Annotated in this window: 14 protein-coding genes; all 14 read right to left on the reverse strand. The window is 52.5% G+C overall.

Annotated features, from left to right (window positions below):
* Window positions 1-1386 (reverse strand): B12-binding domain-containing radical SAM protein, encoded by a 1386-nt coding sequence (locus P771_RS0113960; RefSeq protein ID WP_035244696.1) that lies wholly within the window; start codon window positions 1384-1386, stop codon window positions 1-3.
* The gene (locus P771_RS0113965) at window positions 1343-2137 is read right to left on the reverse strand and encodes a tetratricopeptide repeat protein (RefSeq protein WP_028575626.1); all 795 of its coding nucleotides are present in this window, start codon (window positions 2135-2137) and stop codon (window positions 1343-1345) included. Before P771_RS0113965 ends, P771_RS0113960 begins: the two co-directional genes overlap by 44 nt.
* Before the next feature lie 38 nt (window positions 2138-2175).
* On the reverse strand, window positions 2176-3054 hold the full coding sequence (hisG, locus tag P771_RS0113970; protein ID WP_028575627.1) for an ATP phosphoribosyltransferase: 879 nt from the start codon (window positions 3052-3054) through the stop codon (window positions 2176-2178).
* The gene (hisI, locus tag P771_RS0113975) at window positions 3055-3426 is read right to left on the reverse strand and encodes a phosphoribosyl-AMP cyclohydrolase (RefSeq protein ID WP_028575628.1); all 372 of its coding nucleotides are present in this window, start codon (window positions 3424-3426) and stop codon (window positions 3055-3057) included.
* A 145-nt stretch (window positions 3427-3571) separates the two neighbouring features.
* A complete protein-coding gene (gene rlmN / locus P771_RS0113980; protein WP_337833579.1) occupies window positions 3572-4648 on the reverse strand; it encodes a dual-specificity RNA methyltransferase RlmN in 1077 nt (358 codons plus the stop codon).
* Window positions 4609-5934, reverse strand: a complete 1326-nt coding sequence (locus P771_RS0113985) for an HD domain-containing protein (RefSeq protein ID WP_028575630.1) — start codon at window positions 5932-5934, stop codon at window positions 4609-4611. The genes rlmN and P771_RS0113985 overlap by 40 nt, the downstream gene beginning before the upstream one ends.
* A gap of 165 nt (window positions 5935-6099) precedes the next feature.
* On the reverse strand, window positions 6100-7011 hold the full coding sequence (locus tag P771_RS0113990; protein WP_028575631.1) for a dihydroorotate dehydrogenase: 912 nt from the start codon (window positions 7009-7011) through the stop codon (window positions 6100-6102).
* A 128-nt stretch (window positions 7012-7139) separates the two neighbouring features.
* Window positions 7140-7931 (reverse strand): iron-sulfur cluster-binding protein, encoded by a 792-nt coding sequence (locus P771_RS17760; RefSeq protein ID WP_051617362.1) that lies wholly within the window; start codon window positions 7929-7931, stop codon window positions 7140-7142.
* The gene (locus P771_RS0114000) at window positions 7915-9516 is read right to left on the reverse strand and encodes a DNA repair protein RecN (RefSeq protein ID WP_028575632.1); all 1602 of its coding nucleotides are present in this window, start codon (window positions 9514-9516) and stop codon (window positions 7915-7917) included. Before P771_RS0114000 ends, P771_RS17760 begins: the two co-directional genes overlap by 17 nt.
* Entirely contained in the window at window positions 9509-11173 is a 1665-nt protein-coding gene (locus tag P771_RS0114005; RefSeq protein WP_028575633.1) for a glycosyltransferase family protein, read from the reverse strand. The genes P771_RS0114000 and P771_RS0114005 overlap by 8 nt, the downstream gene beginning before the upstream one ends.
* A gap of 4 nt (window positions 11174-11177) precedes the next feature.
* A complete protein-coding gene (locus P771_RS0114010; protein ID WP_028575634.1) occupies window positions 11178-12020 on the reverse strand; it encodes an ABC transporter permease in 843 nt (280 codons plus the stop codon).
* Window position 12021: 1 nt separating this feature from the next.
* Entirely contained in the window at window positions 12022-13014 is a 993-nt protein-coding gene (locus P771_RS0114015) for an ABC transporter permease (RefSeq protein ID WP_028575635.1), read from the reverse strand.
* A gap of 14 nt (window positions 13015-13028) precedes the next feature.
* Complete coding sequence (locus tag P771_RS0114020) at window positions 13029-14024, reverse strand: NAD(P)H-dependent glycerol-3-phosphate dehydrogenase (RefSeq protein WP_028575636.1); 996 nt, start codon at window positions 14022-14024, stop codon at window positions 13029-13031.
* A 149-nt stretch (window positions 14025-14173) separates the two neighbouring features.
* A complete protein-coding gene (locus tag P771_RS18505; RefSeq protein WP_150112212.1) occupies window positions 14174-14608 on the reverse strand; it encodes a hypothetical protein in 435 nt (144 codons plus the stop codon).
* Between the last annotated feature and the right edge of the window lie 41 nt (window positions 14609-14649).

Genomic DNA, 14649 nt, shown 5'->3' on the forward strand with positions numbered 1-14649 from the left:
TTACTCGAGCAAGGTCATTTTCAGTTGCAATACCTGCTGAACAGCTTCCTGCCAGCGCTTCTTCCCCTCCCAGGAAAAACCTCCAGCAACGCATGGCCAGATGGAGTTGTTATGGCATAACGGGTCATCCAGGGGAAAAGTCGACTCCTCAACCGCCCGCTCAAACATTGGCGTACCAGGAATGGGAGAGTAATGGTTGAGTTCCGGCCTGATTCCAAGACTCAAAACCTCTCTGACGGTTTTTATTATTTCCCGGTCCTGTTGGCCCGGCAGTCCGGCCATGACATACACCACCAGGTCCTGCCGGGAAAAGCCGGCCTCCAGCAGATTGGCCACTCCCTTCCGCCACTGCCTGAAGTCCAGTTTATGGTCCTGCCGCTGTCTGAAATCAGCTGTCTCAAGACCAAGCCTGACCGTGACCAGCCCGGCTCTCTTCAGGAGTCTGCAGATCTGCGGCGTAAGATAACGTATATGCAGGGCATTGGGCGCATGCAACCTTAAATTGTATTTGCTTTCAATAATAAAATCCAGCACAGGATAAAGCATCTTTTCCGGATTGACCAGAAGGGCATCATCATAAAAGGCGAAGTCCCTGACTCCGCGTTCATAATCCTGCCTGATCCCTTTTATCACCCTGGCCGGGTCAGCCTGTCTGAATCCATTGTAAAGCCTGGAAGATGCGCAGTACGGACAGTTGAAAGGACAGCCCCTGGAGCCCATGATTAATGAAAATTCCGGATCCCTGTAATATGACGTATCCAGAGCCAGACCAGCCTGATCCGGAAGAGCCGGGGCTGCCCGGCCAGCCAGGGACCAGACCCTTGCCCAGTTGTCTGGACGTTCAAGGGGACCGGACACCACCAGATCAGCACCCATTGCCTCTGCATGTTCACGGCACAAAGTGGCATATATCCCCCCCAGGCAGATCTTTGCTTCTGGGAAAATCTGCCTGGCCATTTTTATGGCTGAACCAACCCCTGGATACCAGTAGGTCATAAGAGAAGTAACAAGAATGAGATCCGGGGCCGGATCAAGGCCGGACAAGGCCTGGGCAGACATATCCCTGGCAAGACCGTACCTGCTGTATTGCCTTGGAATATTTTTTAATACCCAGGGTTTGGGCAGGAAAGTTTTGGGATAATGCCCCCGACCGGTTGCTGCAGCACGGGGCCAGTGAGGGCCTGGAACCATCCGGTCCATGAAGTCGGCAAGGGCCGTATCCGCCCCTGATCTGGAAAACATGTCCAGGCAGCAGAGGAGCCCGGCCGGCCTGGACCAGACATTAAAGGCTGCAAAGTCATATATCCAGGGGTTGATGCCCAGTACCCGGAGAGGATCCGACCTACCTGAGGATTTCCAGGTAATGAACGGCTGTCTTGGCCTCATGGGATCTGGGGTCCTGTTCAATTATCTGGGCAAAGGCATTTTTTGCATCCTGGTCCCTGCCAAGACTCAGAAGTGCTTCGGCCAGCCTGAGTCGCAGCCGGGAACTGTCTGGTCTGACTGATACTCCGGCCTGGAGTGTCTCAAGTGCTTCCTGATGTCGGCCGGTTCTCTGCAAAAAATCAGCAGTCTGTTCATAAAGGGGGGTATAGCGCCGGTTCTTTTCCATTCCCAGCCTGGACCAGGCCAGAGCCTGATCCAGCTTGCCCTGCATGGCATAGAGTGATGCAAGATTGTAAGCAGCAAACTCAGGAGTCATATACTCTTCCAGATCCAGGGCCTGTTCAAAGGCTGATCTGGCAGCCCCGAATTCTCCCCTGGCTTGCTGGACCTGCCCCAGGTTATTCCAGGCCTCGCCAAAGTCCGGAGCAATGGCCACCGCCCTTTCATAAGCCTGGGCCGCCTTGTCCAGATCATCCAGGACTGTATGGGTCAGCCCCAGACTGAAATAAAGCCGGGGATCATCAGGAGCCAGATCCTGGACAATTCTTAGCTGCTCCAGGGCCATCCTGGGTTCGGAGTCAATAAGGTACCTTTCAGCCAGTTCCAGACGGATGGAGATCTGCTCCCTGGAAACTCCAGTATCCCTGGCTGTGCCGTAGGCACATCCGGCCAGGACCAGGATAAGACAAAGCAGTAGCAGCGATCTGATCATCTCACATACCCGGTTGTCGGAAAAACTGTCCAGTACCATTTCCTGTTCATAGATACAGCCATGCAGGGACTATAGAGTTATATGACCTTATTCAGAGAATACTCGATAATGGCCTCGGCCCCTCTGGCCTGAAGCAGGGGTACCAGATCCCTGACCTGATCTTCCTCCACCACTATCTCAACCGAAAGCCAGTCAGTGTTGTAGAGGTTGGCCACTGTGGGAGCGGTCATGCTGGGCAAAAGATCCATGATCGCATCCATCCGTTCCTGGGGCACGTTCATCTTGAGACCCACCAGCCTGTCCGCCCTGAGGGCTCCGTGGAGCAGGGTATTGATGGTCTGAATCTTTTTTCTTTTCCAGGGATCATCCCAGGCCTGCTTGTTGGCGATGAACTGGGTGTTGGTCTGAAGAAGATCAGCAATGATTCTCAGCCCGTGGGCCTTGATGGTTGTACCGGTTTCCGTCACCTCCACAATGGCATCAGCCAGTCCTTCCACCACCTTGGCCTCTGTGGCACCCCAGGAAAATTCCACTTCCACCGGGATGCCGGCATTCTGAAAGTAATTATGAGTGAAGTTTCTGAGTTCCGTAGCGATTTTCTTTCCAGCCAGGTCTTCGGGTCGCTTAAAAGGGGAGTCCCCGGCCACGGCCAGGACCCATCTGGCCGGGCGGTTGCTGACTTTGGAGTAAATCAGGTCTGAAACCACCACCACGTCGGACTCGTTCTCCATGATCCAGTCCTTGCCGGTCAGACCAGCGTCCATGGTGCCATTCTCCACGTACCTGGATATTTCCTGGGCCCGGCAGAGGGAACAGACCAGTTCTGAATCGTTGACCTCGGGAAAGTAATTCCGGTGATGGGGCTTGATCTTCCAGCCGGCCCTTGCAAACAGGCGCATGGTGGCTTCCTGGAGTGAGCCCTTGGGTATGCCCAGCTTCAATACATTGTTATTCATTTATTTATAAACCTCCTTGGGATCAAAAACAATTTTTTCGCAAACCTCGAACCTGCCATCCTGGACCCTGGTAAAGAAACAGCTTTTGTAACCCTTATGGCAGGCAGCCCCGCCAACCTGCTCAACCCGGTACAAAATGGTATCATAATCGCAATCCAGCCGCAGCTCCTTTATCTTCTGAACATGGCCTGAAGTTCCGCCCTTGTGCCAGATACAATCTCTGCTCCGGCTGTAGTAGTGAGCTTCTCCTGTCTCCAGGGTCCTGTTCCAGGCTTCCTGATTGACGTAGGCCAGCATAAGCACCTGGCCGGTGGAATGTTCCTGGACAATGGCCGGCAGCAAGCCGTTTCCCTTGGCAAAATCCGGTTTCAAAACTTAACTCCTTTATCTCGTTTTTTTAATCTGGACAACAGGTCCCCTGGGGACTTCCTGCACTTAATGCCTCTGGATCAGGCCCTGCCCCCTGTAATATCGATGTGCTGCTGATTCAACCTTATGTGCCCAGCTTGATACATAATCATGATTCAGACGAACACCTGGCCTTGAGCTGGCCGCAGGCAGCATGGATATCAGCCCCCATACTCTTGCGCAGCATGACGGTAAAATCTTTAGACCTTAAATAATCCTGAAAAGCAGCAATGGATTCCTCGCTGGAACATTTAAAACCAGCTCCCTCTCCTGGATTATACCTCAACAGATTGATCTTGCATTTAAGACCGGACAGAAGCCTGACCAGGTCCCTGGCCTGGGAGGGGCTGTCATTCACTCCCTTGAGCATCACATATTCCATGGTGATTCTTTCTCTGGGAGCCAGGGGATAAGACTTCAGGTCATCCATGAGAGCCCCCAGCTCATATTCTGCTGCACCGGGCATCAAGGATTTTCTCAGGCTTTGGTCAGGCGCATGCAGGGATATGGCTGGCAAGGCCAGGTTTGAACGTCCAAAATCCATCAACCTGCCCCTGACCCCAACTGTGGACAGGGTTATTCTACGCCTGGAAAAATTCAGGGCCTGGGCATGCCGGAATATATTCAGGGCCTTTTGAACTTCCGTCCAGTTCAGAAGGGGTTCACCCATGCCCATTATGACCAGATTGCTCACAGCAAGGGGATCACCCTGGTCCTTGAGGAACCTTACCGCTGAAACCACCTGCCCGGCTATCTCTCCGCAGGTCAGATTCCTTTCAAAGCCCATCTTCCCTGTGCTGCAGAACCTGCATCCCATTGGACATCCCACCTGGGTGGAAAGACATTGGGTGTAGTGAGTTCCGGCTGGAATGAGAACCGTCTCAACAACCTTCTCATCATCCATGGTCATGAGAAATTTCACGGTTCCGTCAGTACTGGTCTCAGCCCTGCTCACCCTGGGATGAAAAATCCTGTACTCCAGGCCCAGTTTTGAACGAAGAGCCTTGGAAACATTGGTCATGAATTCAAAGCTGGTGACCCCTCCGGCCCAAATCCACTTCATAACCTGATCAGCCCGGTAAGCGGGCTCACCCAGGCTCTCCATCAAACCTGCAGCCCCGACCGGATCCAGGTCAAGAATGTTTTTTATTGAATCTTCTCCTTTTCCTGATATTTCATAATGAATTCAATGGCATCAGGAACCGAGGAAACATCTCCGGCCACCTGGGCCTGCAGAAGAGCCTCTCTGATCAGCCCCACAGCCGGTCCAGGCTTGATTCCGGTGAAATCCATGATCTCATGGCCATTGAGCAGGGGCTCCAGCATTTCTTCGGACAATTCGGCCCGGTCCAGCATCTTCATATTATGATTGAACTCTTTGTAGCTCCCGTTCCTGGCCTTGATGTCCGCCCTAGCCATCTCAATGAGCCGCGGATATTCATCCAGGGCCTTGAATCTTCTGATGCCGCGATCTGTGAGCATGAAATGAAACCGCATATGATGCCTGACCAGATGACAGATGAGATCAACCTCATCGGTATTGAACCTGAGTCTCTTAAGGATCTTTCTGGTCACCTTGGCTCCGATCCGGTGATGCTGGTAAAAGGTGATCTTGCCGTCAAAATATTCACCGGCGAACAGCTTGCCCACGTCATGAAACAGGCAGGATATTGTTCCGTACCAGTCATAAGGAAGCTCCTCAGGATAGCGGCGCATGGTTTCCACAGTATGTTCCCAGACTGTTTCCTCTCCTTGGTCAGGGTTCTTGATCTGTTTGACCCGGCTGAGGGAAGCCAGTTCCGGAACAAGTCCGTGCAGGATCATGCTGTCAAAGAGCAGCTCCACAAAGCTGTGCATGTTCTCAGCTTCCACTTTACGCCATTCATCCATGAAATCGGTCACTGAAACATAATCCAGGACCCGGCGGCTGGCCCTGATCAAAGCCAGCCAGGTATTGCCCTCTATGGGCAGATGATAGTTGGCTGAAAAACGTAGTGCCCGAATGGCCCGAAGGTAATCCTTTTTCAGGGTTTCATCGGGAATTCCTTCCAGGCAGATATGGCCGGAATCCAGCTTTTCAAAACCATCGTAAACATCCTGGGCCTTGGGGATATAGGGGCAGGCCCAGGAAAGGGGCAGATCCCCCACAGCCTCCAGCTTTTTCATCAGTCTCGGGGTCAGCCTGGCTATTGTACCGTCGGTATATGAGCTCTCAATGATGTCCGCCGGATAAAAATTAAAAGTCACTTCTCCCTGTTTCAAGATCCCGGTAAAGTCTGCAGACCGGGACGGTTCCATATTGGGAAAAAGCTTGCCAAGGCCCTCGGCATCAAGCTCGGTGCAGATATCCACCTCCAGGTCCTGATCGGACAGGGCTCTTTTCTGCAGAGGTGCATTTATGACATACGCATCATAGCCGTTGCGCATAATGGTTTTGCAAAGGGCTGCTGCGTCTTTTATGGGTTGGGGCATCTTTGTCTCCTTATGGGCCGATGGATAAATCCTTCAAGGTCTAGGCGCTGGAAAATAGAAACCATTTCGAATAGCTTGAAAAGCTGATTTCCTCAAGTCCGGGATATCTGCATTTTCCGGCAATCCTCCACACCCTGATTCAAATCAGTCTGGCCTGAATGGATTTCAGTTCTTAAGGGTTCCCTGGAAATCATTCCATGAATCAAGTCCCAGTTCCATTGCCAGCTTCTCAACTTCGCTGACCAGACTGAACACCCTGTCCGGCCGGGTAAAAGTGGCCGTGCCAACCTGGACTGCTGAAGCTCCGACCAGAATGAACTCCAGCACGTCCCTGGCCGAACTGATTCCCCCGAGACCTATAACCGGCAGGCTGACCTTTTTGCAGACCTCATGGACCATTTTAAGGGCTACAGGCTTTATGGCCGGTCCGGACAGTCCTCCAAACTTATTGGCCAGACAGGGTTTCCTGGTGTAAATATCCACGGCCATTCCACCCAGAGTGTTGATCAGGGATATGGCGTCAGCACCGGCTGATTCCACGGCCCGGGCAATGACCGTTACATCGGACACATTGGGGCTCAATTTTATTATTACCGGTTTTGAACCTGCACTCTTTTTGACCACTTCAGTCACCCGGGCTGCCTGGACCGGATCCTGGCCGAACTGGATTCCACCCTCCCGGACGTTGGGGCAGGAGATATTGACCTCCAGAGCGGCTACTCCCTGTTCCCTGCTCAGAATGTCAGCCAGTCTGGCAAAATCCTCTCTGGTCTGCCCGTACAGATTGACAATCACCGGGGTTGTTTTCCAGGGAAGCAGGCCCAGCTTTTCCTTTAAAAAGGCCTCAACACCGATATTCTGAAGTCCGATGGCATTGAGCATGCCGCAGGGAGTTTCCACTATTCTGGGCATAGGGTTGCCCTGTCTGGGTTCCAGGGACAAACCCTTGACCACTACAGCCCCGAGGTCTTCCAGTCGACCGTAAGGTTTAAACTCCAGGCCGTAACCAAAAGTACCCGATGCAGTCATAATCGGGTTTTTGAGCTTCAACATGCCCAGTTTTACACTTATATCCATATCAGCCTTTCCATTGAAACTTATTCTGCTGCTTGTGCCCAGCCTCTGGCCTGGTCCTGGCCAGTCCCAAACCGGCCCCAAATGGCAGGAGTGAACCTGACGGTCAACGCCAAATTCCCAGAACCGGCTCAAACCTCCCAGACAATTCTGTCCGCCCTGAAAACCGGACCATGAGTGCAGGTCTGAACATAGCCCTGATCCGAGGTCCGGGCAACACAGCCCAGACATGCTCCAACCCCGCAGGCCATCTTGTTTTCAAGGGAAACATAGGTTTCGGCCTTGTATTTCAGGGACAGGGAAGACACAACCCTGAGCAAAGGGGTTGGACCACAGGCCAGGATTCTGCCCAGCCCGGAAAACTCCTGAATTCTCTTTTCAAGCATCTCCTGAAACAGGACCAGGTCAGATTGACCTTCCTGCCGCGCATATTGCTTATCCATTCCCTGGGGCAGCTCATCCAAGGGATAGCACTCTATTCCGACCCGGTGACCAAAAAGGAGACTGACTTTTTCCGGATGAGGATGATTTTTACAAAGCCCGATAAAGGGGGCGATTCCCATGCCTCCGGCCAGGATCAAAAGCCGGTCGTCAGGATCAAACTTGAATCCATTCCCCAGGGGTCCCCAGAGGTCCACCCTGCTTCCAGGCGTAAGCCGGCTGATCAGCCGGGTTCCCCTGCCCACGACCTGAATGAAAAGCCTCAGGCCATTGCGGTTTACCTCGCAGATGGAAAACGGTCTGGGCCAGACCGGATCATTATCCCAGTTTTCAGGCCTGATCATGACAAATTGACCTGGAGTATAATCCCATTCCGGAAGGTCCAGATAAAGGCTGATAAAGCCATCTGAACCAGCTGGAGTGACCATACGGACCATGGTCCGGACGCAGGTCCTGGACTCATGGTTATTCAGCTGCTTCATGCTTCAGCTCCTCAGCCAATTCAAGGCCCTTTTCTCCTCCCACCATCCTGGCCAGTTCCTGCTTGGATTCCTGCTGATTAAGACTGGTGCAGAGGGTGTAGGTTTCCTGGTTGACCACCCTTTTCCGGACCAGGAAGTGTTTCTGGGCCAGACAGGCCAGCTGGGCCCAATGGGTGATCAGCAGTATCTGCCGGTCTTGGGCTAAGCTCCTGATCCTTTCACCCACCTGGTTCAGGATTGTTCCACCGATTCCGGCATCCACCTCGTCAAACAGCAGGGTGGGAAGGTTTTCCTGGGATCTTAGCCCCACCAGGGCCAGCAGGAATCTGGACAGCTCTCCGCCAGAGGCTATCATGTCCAGGGGCTGGGCCGGCTGCCCGGGATTGGGCACCCATAAGAGCCGCAGCTTATTTTCCTGAACATCAGGATATATTTCCTCCGGACTGAACTGGAATTCAATCCTGACATGGCCGGAAAAACCCAGAAATCCGAGTTCCTTCTCCAGGCTGGCCTTAAGGATCTCTGCCTCCCTGAACCTCAAGTCGTCAAGTCCGGCCACAACCTTCAGAAGCTCGGTCTTCAGTCCAGTCTCTTTTTTTTGCAGCTGCTTAAGACTTAGTTCACCCTGGTCCAAAAAGGATATATTCTCTTCAATCTCCTGGTGCAGAGACAGGATTCCCTCCAGGCTCCGATTCAGCTTCCTCCTCAATTGGGCCAGCTCCCAGAGCCTGGATTCCACGGATTCCAGTTCAGCAGTGTCCGACTGGGTTCCGGTGGATCGCAGAGTCCTGTCCACATCTTCCAGAACAGACTGAAAATTCTCCAGCTCATCAGTATGGGAGGTTAAATGGGGATTATTTTCAGACAGAAATGTCAGGACCTTTTTGAGCTCATAAAATGAATCCAGAAGCTTGATTTCAGGGCTGTGCAGAATTTCCAGGGCTCTGTGGACAGATTCAGCCACTTCAGCTCTGGTTTTTATCTCGTCTCTTTTTTGAATCAACTCCTCTTCCTCACCCGGTCTGGGTTTGACCTTGTCGATCTGAGTCCGCTGGAACTCAAGGTAATCCCTTTTTTCAGTCAAGGATGCCAGCTTGGCAGCCAGGTCATTTTGCTCGGATGAAATTTTCTGCAATTCGGCCAGCAACTGGTTCCGCCGGTTCAATAGAGATTTATCAGCCAGAAACGAGTCAAGGATCTGCTGATGAAAGGTCCTTTTCAAAAGCTTCTGCTGACCGTGCTGGCTGGTGTGGATCAGCAGTTTCTCCCTCAGACCCTGGACCCTGTCCTGAGAAGCCAGAGAGTCGTTGAGCAAAAACCTGCTCCTGCCAGTGGAAGACACCAGTTCTCTTTTAAGTATTATTTCCTGGCCATCCACTGCAAACAAGGCCTCCACCATAGCCTTCTCCTTGCCCGGCCTGATCATCGAGGTCTTGATCCTCTCACCCAGGATAAAGTCCAGGGCTTTCAGAATAAAAGACTTGCCTGCTCCGGACTCCCCGGTCAGGACATTAAGACCTGGATGAAATTCCAGCTCCATATCCTCAATCAGGGCCAGATTCTTGATCCTCAATATTTCAAGCATGTTTTTCCATGGGCAAATTGTTGTCATGGGCCGGTCCCTGGTCCATGGCCTTTAGACAACGCACCAGGTATCCCCCGGGATCTCTGGCGGTCAACAAGGACAGGAACAGTTCCGACTCTTTGTCTCTTCCGGCATATTTCCAGGCCAGATACAGCTCTTCCAGACCGGCCTGCAGCCGGAAACTCCTGAGGTGAAAAATACCCAGGTTCAGGCTTGTCCGCCAGTTGGTCCGGTCATGGAGACTTTCATGGGAAAGAATCCTCAGCACCACTGATTCAAGTCCCATCTGCCCCTGGATCAGCCTTTTAATCCCGGACAAAACATCCCTGTTCTCTGGACTCAGTTTTGAAGCTGTCAGCAGACATTCCAGGGCTGATCCTGGAAGATGGATGTCCGGGTCAAACATGAATCCCTGACGAAAGCGCAGACCTTTTCTTGCAAGTTCCTTAGCCCAGAACAGGTAGAGTTGCAAAGGAGAATCAGGGGTGCTGACCGGCTGTCTCCGGCACAGGAAATACCTTCTCCAGAACTGGATGGCCAGATCAAACCTTTTGATGCCCATGGCAGAAGTGGAACAGACCAGATTGACCTGCAGGTCGTAGTCAAACTGATTTTTCTCCAGGATCGGAATAAGCAGGCCTGTCAGGCTGTTGGGCTCAAAGTTATGGAAACGGACAATGGCAGCCAGGACTTCCTCGTCCACCGGCAGGGAAAAAAGCATCTCCCTGATCTGCTCCTTTTTCATGGAAAACCGGCTGCATTCCCAGAGTTCAAAAAGCGCAAGGTAAAGATCCTTCAGGCCCCTGGATTTCTTTTTGCTCTTACCCTGAATTATACTGAACAGGCCTTCCAGCTCAGCTGCTCTGTGTTCTGGAAGATGTCTGCTCCGGGCTGCGTTCCAGCCCCTAAAGGCGATCTTTCTGGCCATCTCGGGATTAGCCAGGTAATAGTCCATTTTTTCCTTTAACTCCAGGACATTCTCAAAGACCACGACCTCCTGGTCCGGAAGATAAATATCTTCCATCTCTTCCATGAGCCTCTGACTGAAAACCAGAGCGCCGCAGGATGTGGCCTCAAAGATCCTGAAGTTGACCTCTCCGGCAATGGACTCATTGGGTACGCATCTGGAGGATGCATAAAGATCCAGCATCTGTTTAAACGGCAGACTCTTGACTACACGGGCCTGGTAATACTCCTGGAGAAAATCCGCCATCCATTTGCGAACTTCCCTGTATCTTGTGATTCGGCCAACAAAGGAAACATCATGCTCCCTTTTGTTCCAGGGCACCCACTCCCGGTCACATCCGAACCAGGGCAGCCATTGCGCTTCAATGCTGTGCTCCCTGAAGCGTTTCTTCCATGACTTCTGGGTGGTAAGGACCAGATCAAAATAACGTCCATATATCTTCTGCCAGAAAAAGTTCAGATGGGTATCAATGGACCAGTAGATTTTCGGGCAGGAAAAAAGATCCAGACCAGCCAGGAGGACCCGGGGGCCAAGGGTTTCCTGCTGGATGACCAGATCCGGTTCAAACTCCCTTGCCTTGGGATGTTCGGGCAGAGACAGGATGCCTGGCTCCGGCTTGAGTTCAAGGACTTCATGACCTTTGGCCTTAAGCTGCCCGGACAGGGAAAGGTTAACTGCAATTATCCGCATGGACTCAGTTCCGCTTCAGTCTGGGATCAAGTATGTCCCTGATACTTTCACCCAGCAGGTTGTAGCCAAGGACCGTGATCAGGATGCTCAAACCCGGGAATATTGACAGCCAGGGAGCGATGCCCATGACATCCTTGCCTTCCATGAGGATATTGCCCCAACTGGGGGTGGGAGGCTGAACACCAAGCCCCAGGAAGCTCAAGGCAGATTCTGTGAGGATGGCTGCGGCAATCCCCAGGGTAGCTGAAACAAGGACCGGGGGCATGGCATTGGGCAGGATGTGCACCAGCAGGATCCGGCCTGTACCTGCCCCGCATAGCCTGGCTGCATGAACAAATTCTCTTTCCCGCAGAGTCAGTGTTTCCGCCCGGACCAGCCTGGCCACGCCCATCCAGGAGGTCAGGCCGATAACAATCATGATATTGGTCAGGCTGGGCTCCAGAAAAGCGATGACCGCAAGAATCAGAAAAAAGGACGGAAAACAGAGCATGACGTCCACGAAACGCATGATAACTTCGTCCACAAGCCTGCCAAAATATCCGGCAATAAGCCCCAGGACTATGCCGATGGCCAGGGATATGCCCACAGCAACAAACCCGACCCAAAGAGAGATCCGGGCTCCGTAAACCAGTCTGGAAAAAACATCCCTGCCCAGGTTGTCCGTGCCCAGCAGATATTCAGCTGACGGCGGATGCAGGATGGCGTCCACATTGATCCCTGTAGGATCATAAGGAGCTATAAGCGGGGCAAATACCGCAGCCAGGCTCATGAAGCCCACAATGGACAGACCCAGAGTAAGCAGAATGTACCTTGATGAAAATAGGGCCAGTAAAAAGCGGTAAATCATCTTAAGCCCTTCCTGCACCAAGTCTGATTCTGGGATCAGCCAGGGCATATCCCAGGTCTGCCAGCAGATTTCCGGCCAGGGTCAGGACCGAAACCAGGACCAGGTTGCCCATGATCAAAGGGTAGTCCCTGGCCAGGACCGACTGGTAAAACAGCTGACCCAGACCTGGCAGGGAAAATATTGATTCCACTATCACGCTTCCTCCGATGAGGGTGGGCACGGACAGGCCAAGGATGGTGATCACTGGCATCAGGGCGTTGCGCATGGCATGTTTGAAAACAACTATCCTGGTGGGAAGCCCCTTGGCCCGGGCAGTAAGGATATAGTCCTGACGCAGTACTTCCAGCATGGAGGTCCGCATGAACCGTGACATTCCAGCCAGGCCGGTGATGGTGAACACAAAGACAGGCAGGGTCAGATGTCTGACCAGGTCAACCACCTTCCCCCAGAAGCTCAGGTATTCAAAGTCCAGGGAGGTCACTCCGGAAATGGGAAAGACCGGCCAGTAAATGCCCAGGGCCATCATCAGAAGCAGGGCCAGCCAGAAACTGGGCATGGCAAAACCAATGAACACCAAAATGGTCATGGAGCGGTCAAACCACCCCCCCTGGTAAAGGGCGGAAAAGACTCCGATAGGGATGCTTATTCCCAGGATGAGCACCAGGGAAATGATGTTCAGGCTGAGGGTCAGGGGAAGGCGTTCCTTGATTTTGTCCCAGACCGGGCGGTGATCACCACTCAGGGACTGGCCGAAATCAAGCTTGACAATTCTTTTGACCCAGTTTGCATACTGGATGTGAACCGGATCGTCCAGGCCGTAAATCTTTTCCAGACGTTCCCTGGCCTCGGCTCCGGCAGTTGGACTCAGGGTGGTCTGCATGTCCGTGGGAGAGCCCGGGGCAAGATGAATGATCCAGAAGCTCAGGACAGTTATCCCGAAAAATACCGTGCTCAGCCAGAGTATTTTGGCAAGTAGCCGTTTAACTAAAATCACCTGTCTAGGTCCGGTTACTGTTCTATTTTAAGCTCCCTGGACATGAGCTCCTCAACAGCTCTCCGGGGATTTTTCCGTTCAAAAAGCACTGCGTTCACCTGCTGGGTTATGGGCATGTCTACACCCAGTTCCGTGCTCAGACGATGGACTGATTCCGTGGTCTTGACTCCTTCGGCAACGGTCTTTTTTTCGGCCAGGATTTCATCCAGGGTTTTGCCCCTTCCCAGTTCAAGCCCCACCTGCCGGTTACGACTGAGATCTCCGGTGCAGGTCAGGACCAGATCGCCCATTCCGGACAGACCCATGAATGTCTTTTCCCTTCCCCCCAGGGCCACTCCCAGCCGACTCATTTCCACAAGTCCCCTGGTGATCAGGGCTGCCCTGGCATCATGTCCGAATTCCAGACCGTCTGAAATCCCGGCAGCAATGGCCATGATATTTTTCAGGGCCCCGCCAAGTTCCACCCCGCGAAAATCGGGATTGGCATAAACCCGGAAAAAATCCGTAGACATGATGTCCTGCAGTGTCCTGCCAAGGTCCAGATCACTGCAGCCAAGGCTGACTGCAGTGGGGAGTCTCCGGCTGACTTCATGTGCAAAGGATGGACCTGAAATAACAGCATACCTGGGTTCAAGGCCCTCAAGAGCTTCCTGGATCACGCTGGACTGAGGCTTCAGGGTGGTCAGTTCCACCCCCTTGCTGGCACAGATCATGACAGGACTATCAGGAAAGATGTCTTTAAATGACTCCAGGATGCTGCGCATGAACTGACAGGGTATGACTACCAGAAAATAATCTGCGCCCTGGATGATTTCTTCGGCGTCACTGCTAACCTTCAGGTCTGGGCAGATTTTTATCCCGGGCAGATACCAGGTGTTTTCCTTTTTTGCCTTAATCTCCCGGCATAATTCATCTTCCCTGACCCACAACCCCACCTTCAAACCCTTTCTGCACAGCATATCCGCCAGGGTGGTTCCCCAGCTTCCTCCTCCAAGCACTGCAACCTTTATCATGTTCATTTTTCTCCGTTGTGATGAGTAAATTATACCAGGTACCCTGAGTTTGTCAGGCACAGAATCAATTTTGGGAGATCATGTCCTGTGAGCCAGGGACAAGTACAGGTCCCTGTAACCTTATCTCGCTGGGTGAAGAATCCGATTCATTCCCAACTGTTCTGCACATACCTGAATATTTCTGTAATTTTGCGGTAGCGGACTGGGGAAAACGGCCCCTGGGAAGCCGTGACCTGACACGGTCCATGGCTTTCATAGGTACTTTCAATATACTGCATGATCCCGATGAACGGAGTCATGCCTGAATTGGTAGGCTTGACTTCAACGGTAATGGTGGATGGATCGACCTTCAGATAACGTCCCACAAACAGGGCGTCCCTGGCTTCAATAAATATATTTTCCGGGGTGTGCACGAAACTGCGGTTGATGGTCCTGATCCTGATGTGGGCAAAGTCAAGAAAATGGGAGTGGAGAGAATGATCTTTGGCAAGAACAGCCGACACCTCCTGGGTCCTCCCCTGACAGGGAAAGCTCACCAGCAGGGCCAGAATAAATAAAGTAAAGATTGGGTTCTTTTTCATGTTATTCATTCAGACGAGTTACTATTAATAATGAGCCCTCC

It is taken from the genome of Desulfonatronovibrio hydrogenovorans DSM 9292 (assembly GCF_000686525.1).
GTDB lineage: Bacteria > Desulfobacterota > Desulfovibrionia > Desulfovibrionales > Desulfonatronovibrionaceae > Desulfonatronovibrio > Desulfonatronovibrio hydrogenovorans.

What these genes read in the sequence shown, in the direction of transcription:
- P771_RS0113960 (WP_035244696.1), bottom strand. Translation starts at nt 1,386, where the DNA reads ATGAGGCCAAGACAGCCGTTCATTACCTGGAAATCCTCAGGTAGGTCG.
- P771_RS0113965 (WP_028575626.1), bottom strand. Translation starts at nt 2,137, where the DNA reads ATGGTACTGGACAGTTTTTCCGACAACCGGGTATGTGAGATGATCAGA.
- hisG (WP_028575627.1), bottom strand. Translation starts at nt 3,054, where the DNA reads ATGAATAACAATGTATTGAAGCTGGGCATACCCAAGGGCTCACTCCAG.
- P771_RS0113985 (WP_028575630.1), bottom strand. Translation starts at nt 5,934, where the DNA reads ATGCCCCAACCCATAAAAGACGCAGCAGCCCTTTGCAAAACCATTATG.
- P771_RS0113990 (WP_028575631.1), bottom strand. Translation starts at nt 7,011, where the DNA reads ATGGATATAAGTGTAAAACTGGGCATGTTGAAGCTCAAAAACCCGATT.
- P771_RS17760 (WP_051617362.1), bottom strand. Translation starts at nt 7,931, where the DNA reads ATGAAGCAGCTGAATAACCATGAGTCCAGGACCTGCGTCCGGACCATG.
- P771_RS0114000 (WP_028575632.1), bottom strand. Translation starts at nt 9,516, where the DNA reads ATGCTTGAAATATTGAGGATCAAGAATCTGGCCCTGATTGAGGATATG.
- P771_RS0114005 (WP_028575633.1), bottom strand. Translation starts at nt 11,173, where the DNA reads ATGCGGATAATTGCAGTTAACCTTTCCCTGTCCGGGCAGCTTAAGGCC.
- P771_RS0114010 (WP_028575634.1), bottom strand. Translation starts at nt 12,020, where the DNA reads ATGATTTACCGCTTTTTACTGGCCCTATTTTCATCAAGGTACATTCTG.
- P771_RS18505 (WP_150112212.1), bottom strand. Translation starts at nt 14,608, where the DNA reads ATGAAAAAGAACCCAATCTTTACTTTATTTATTCTGGCCCTGCTGGTG.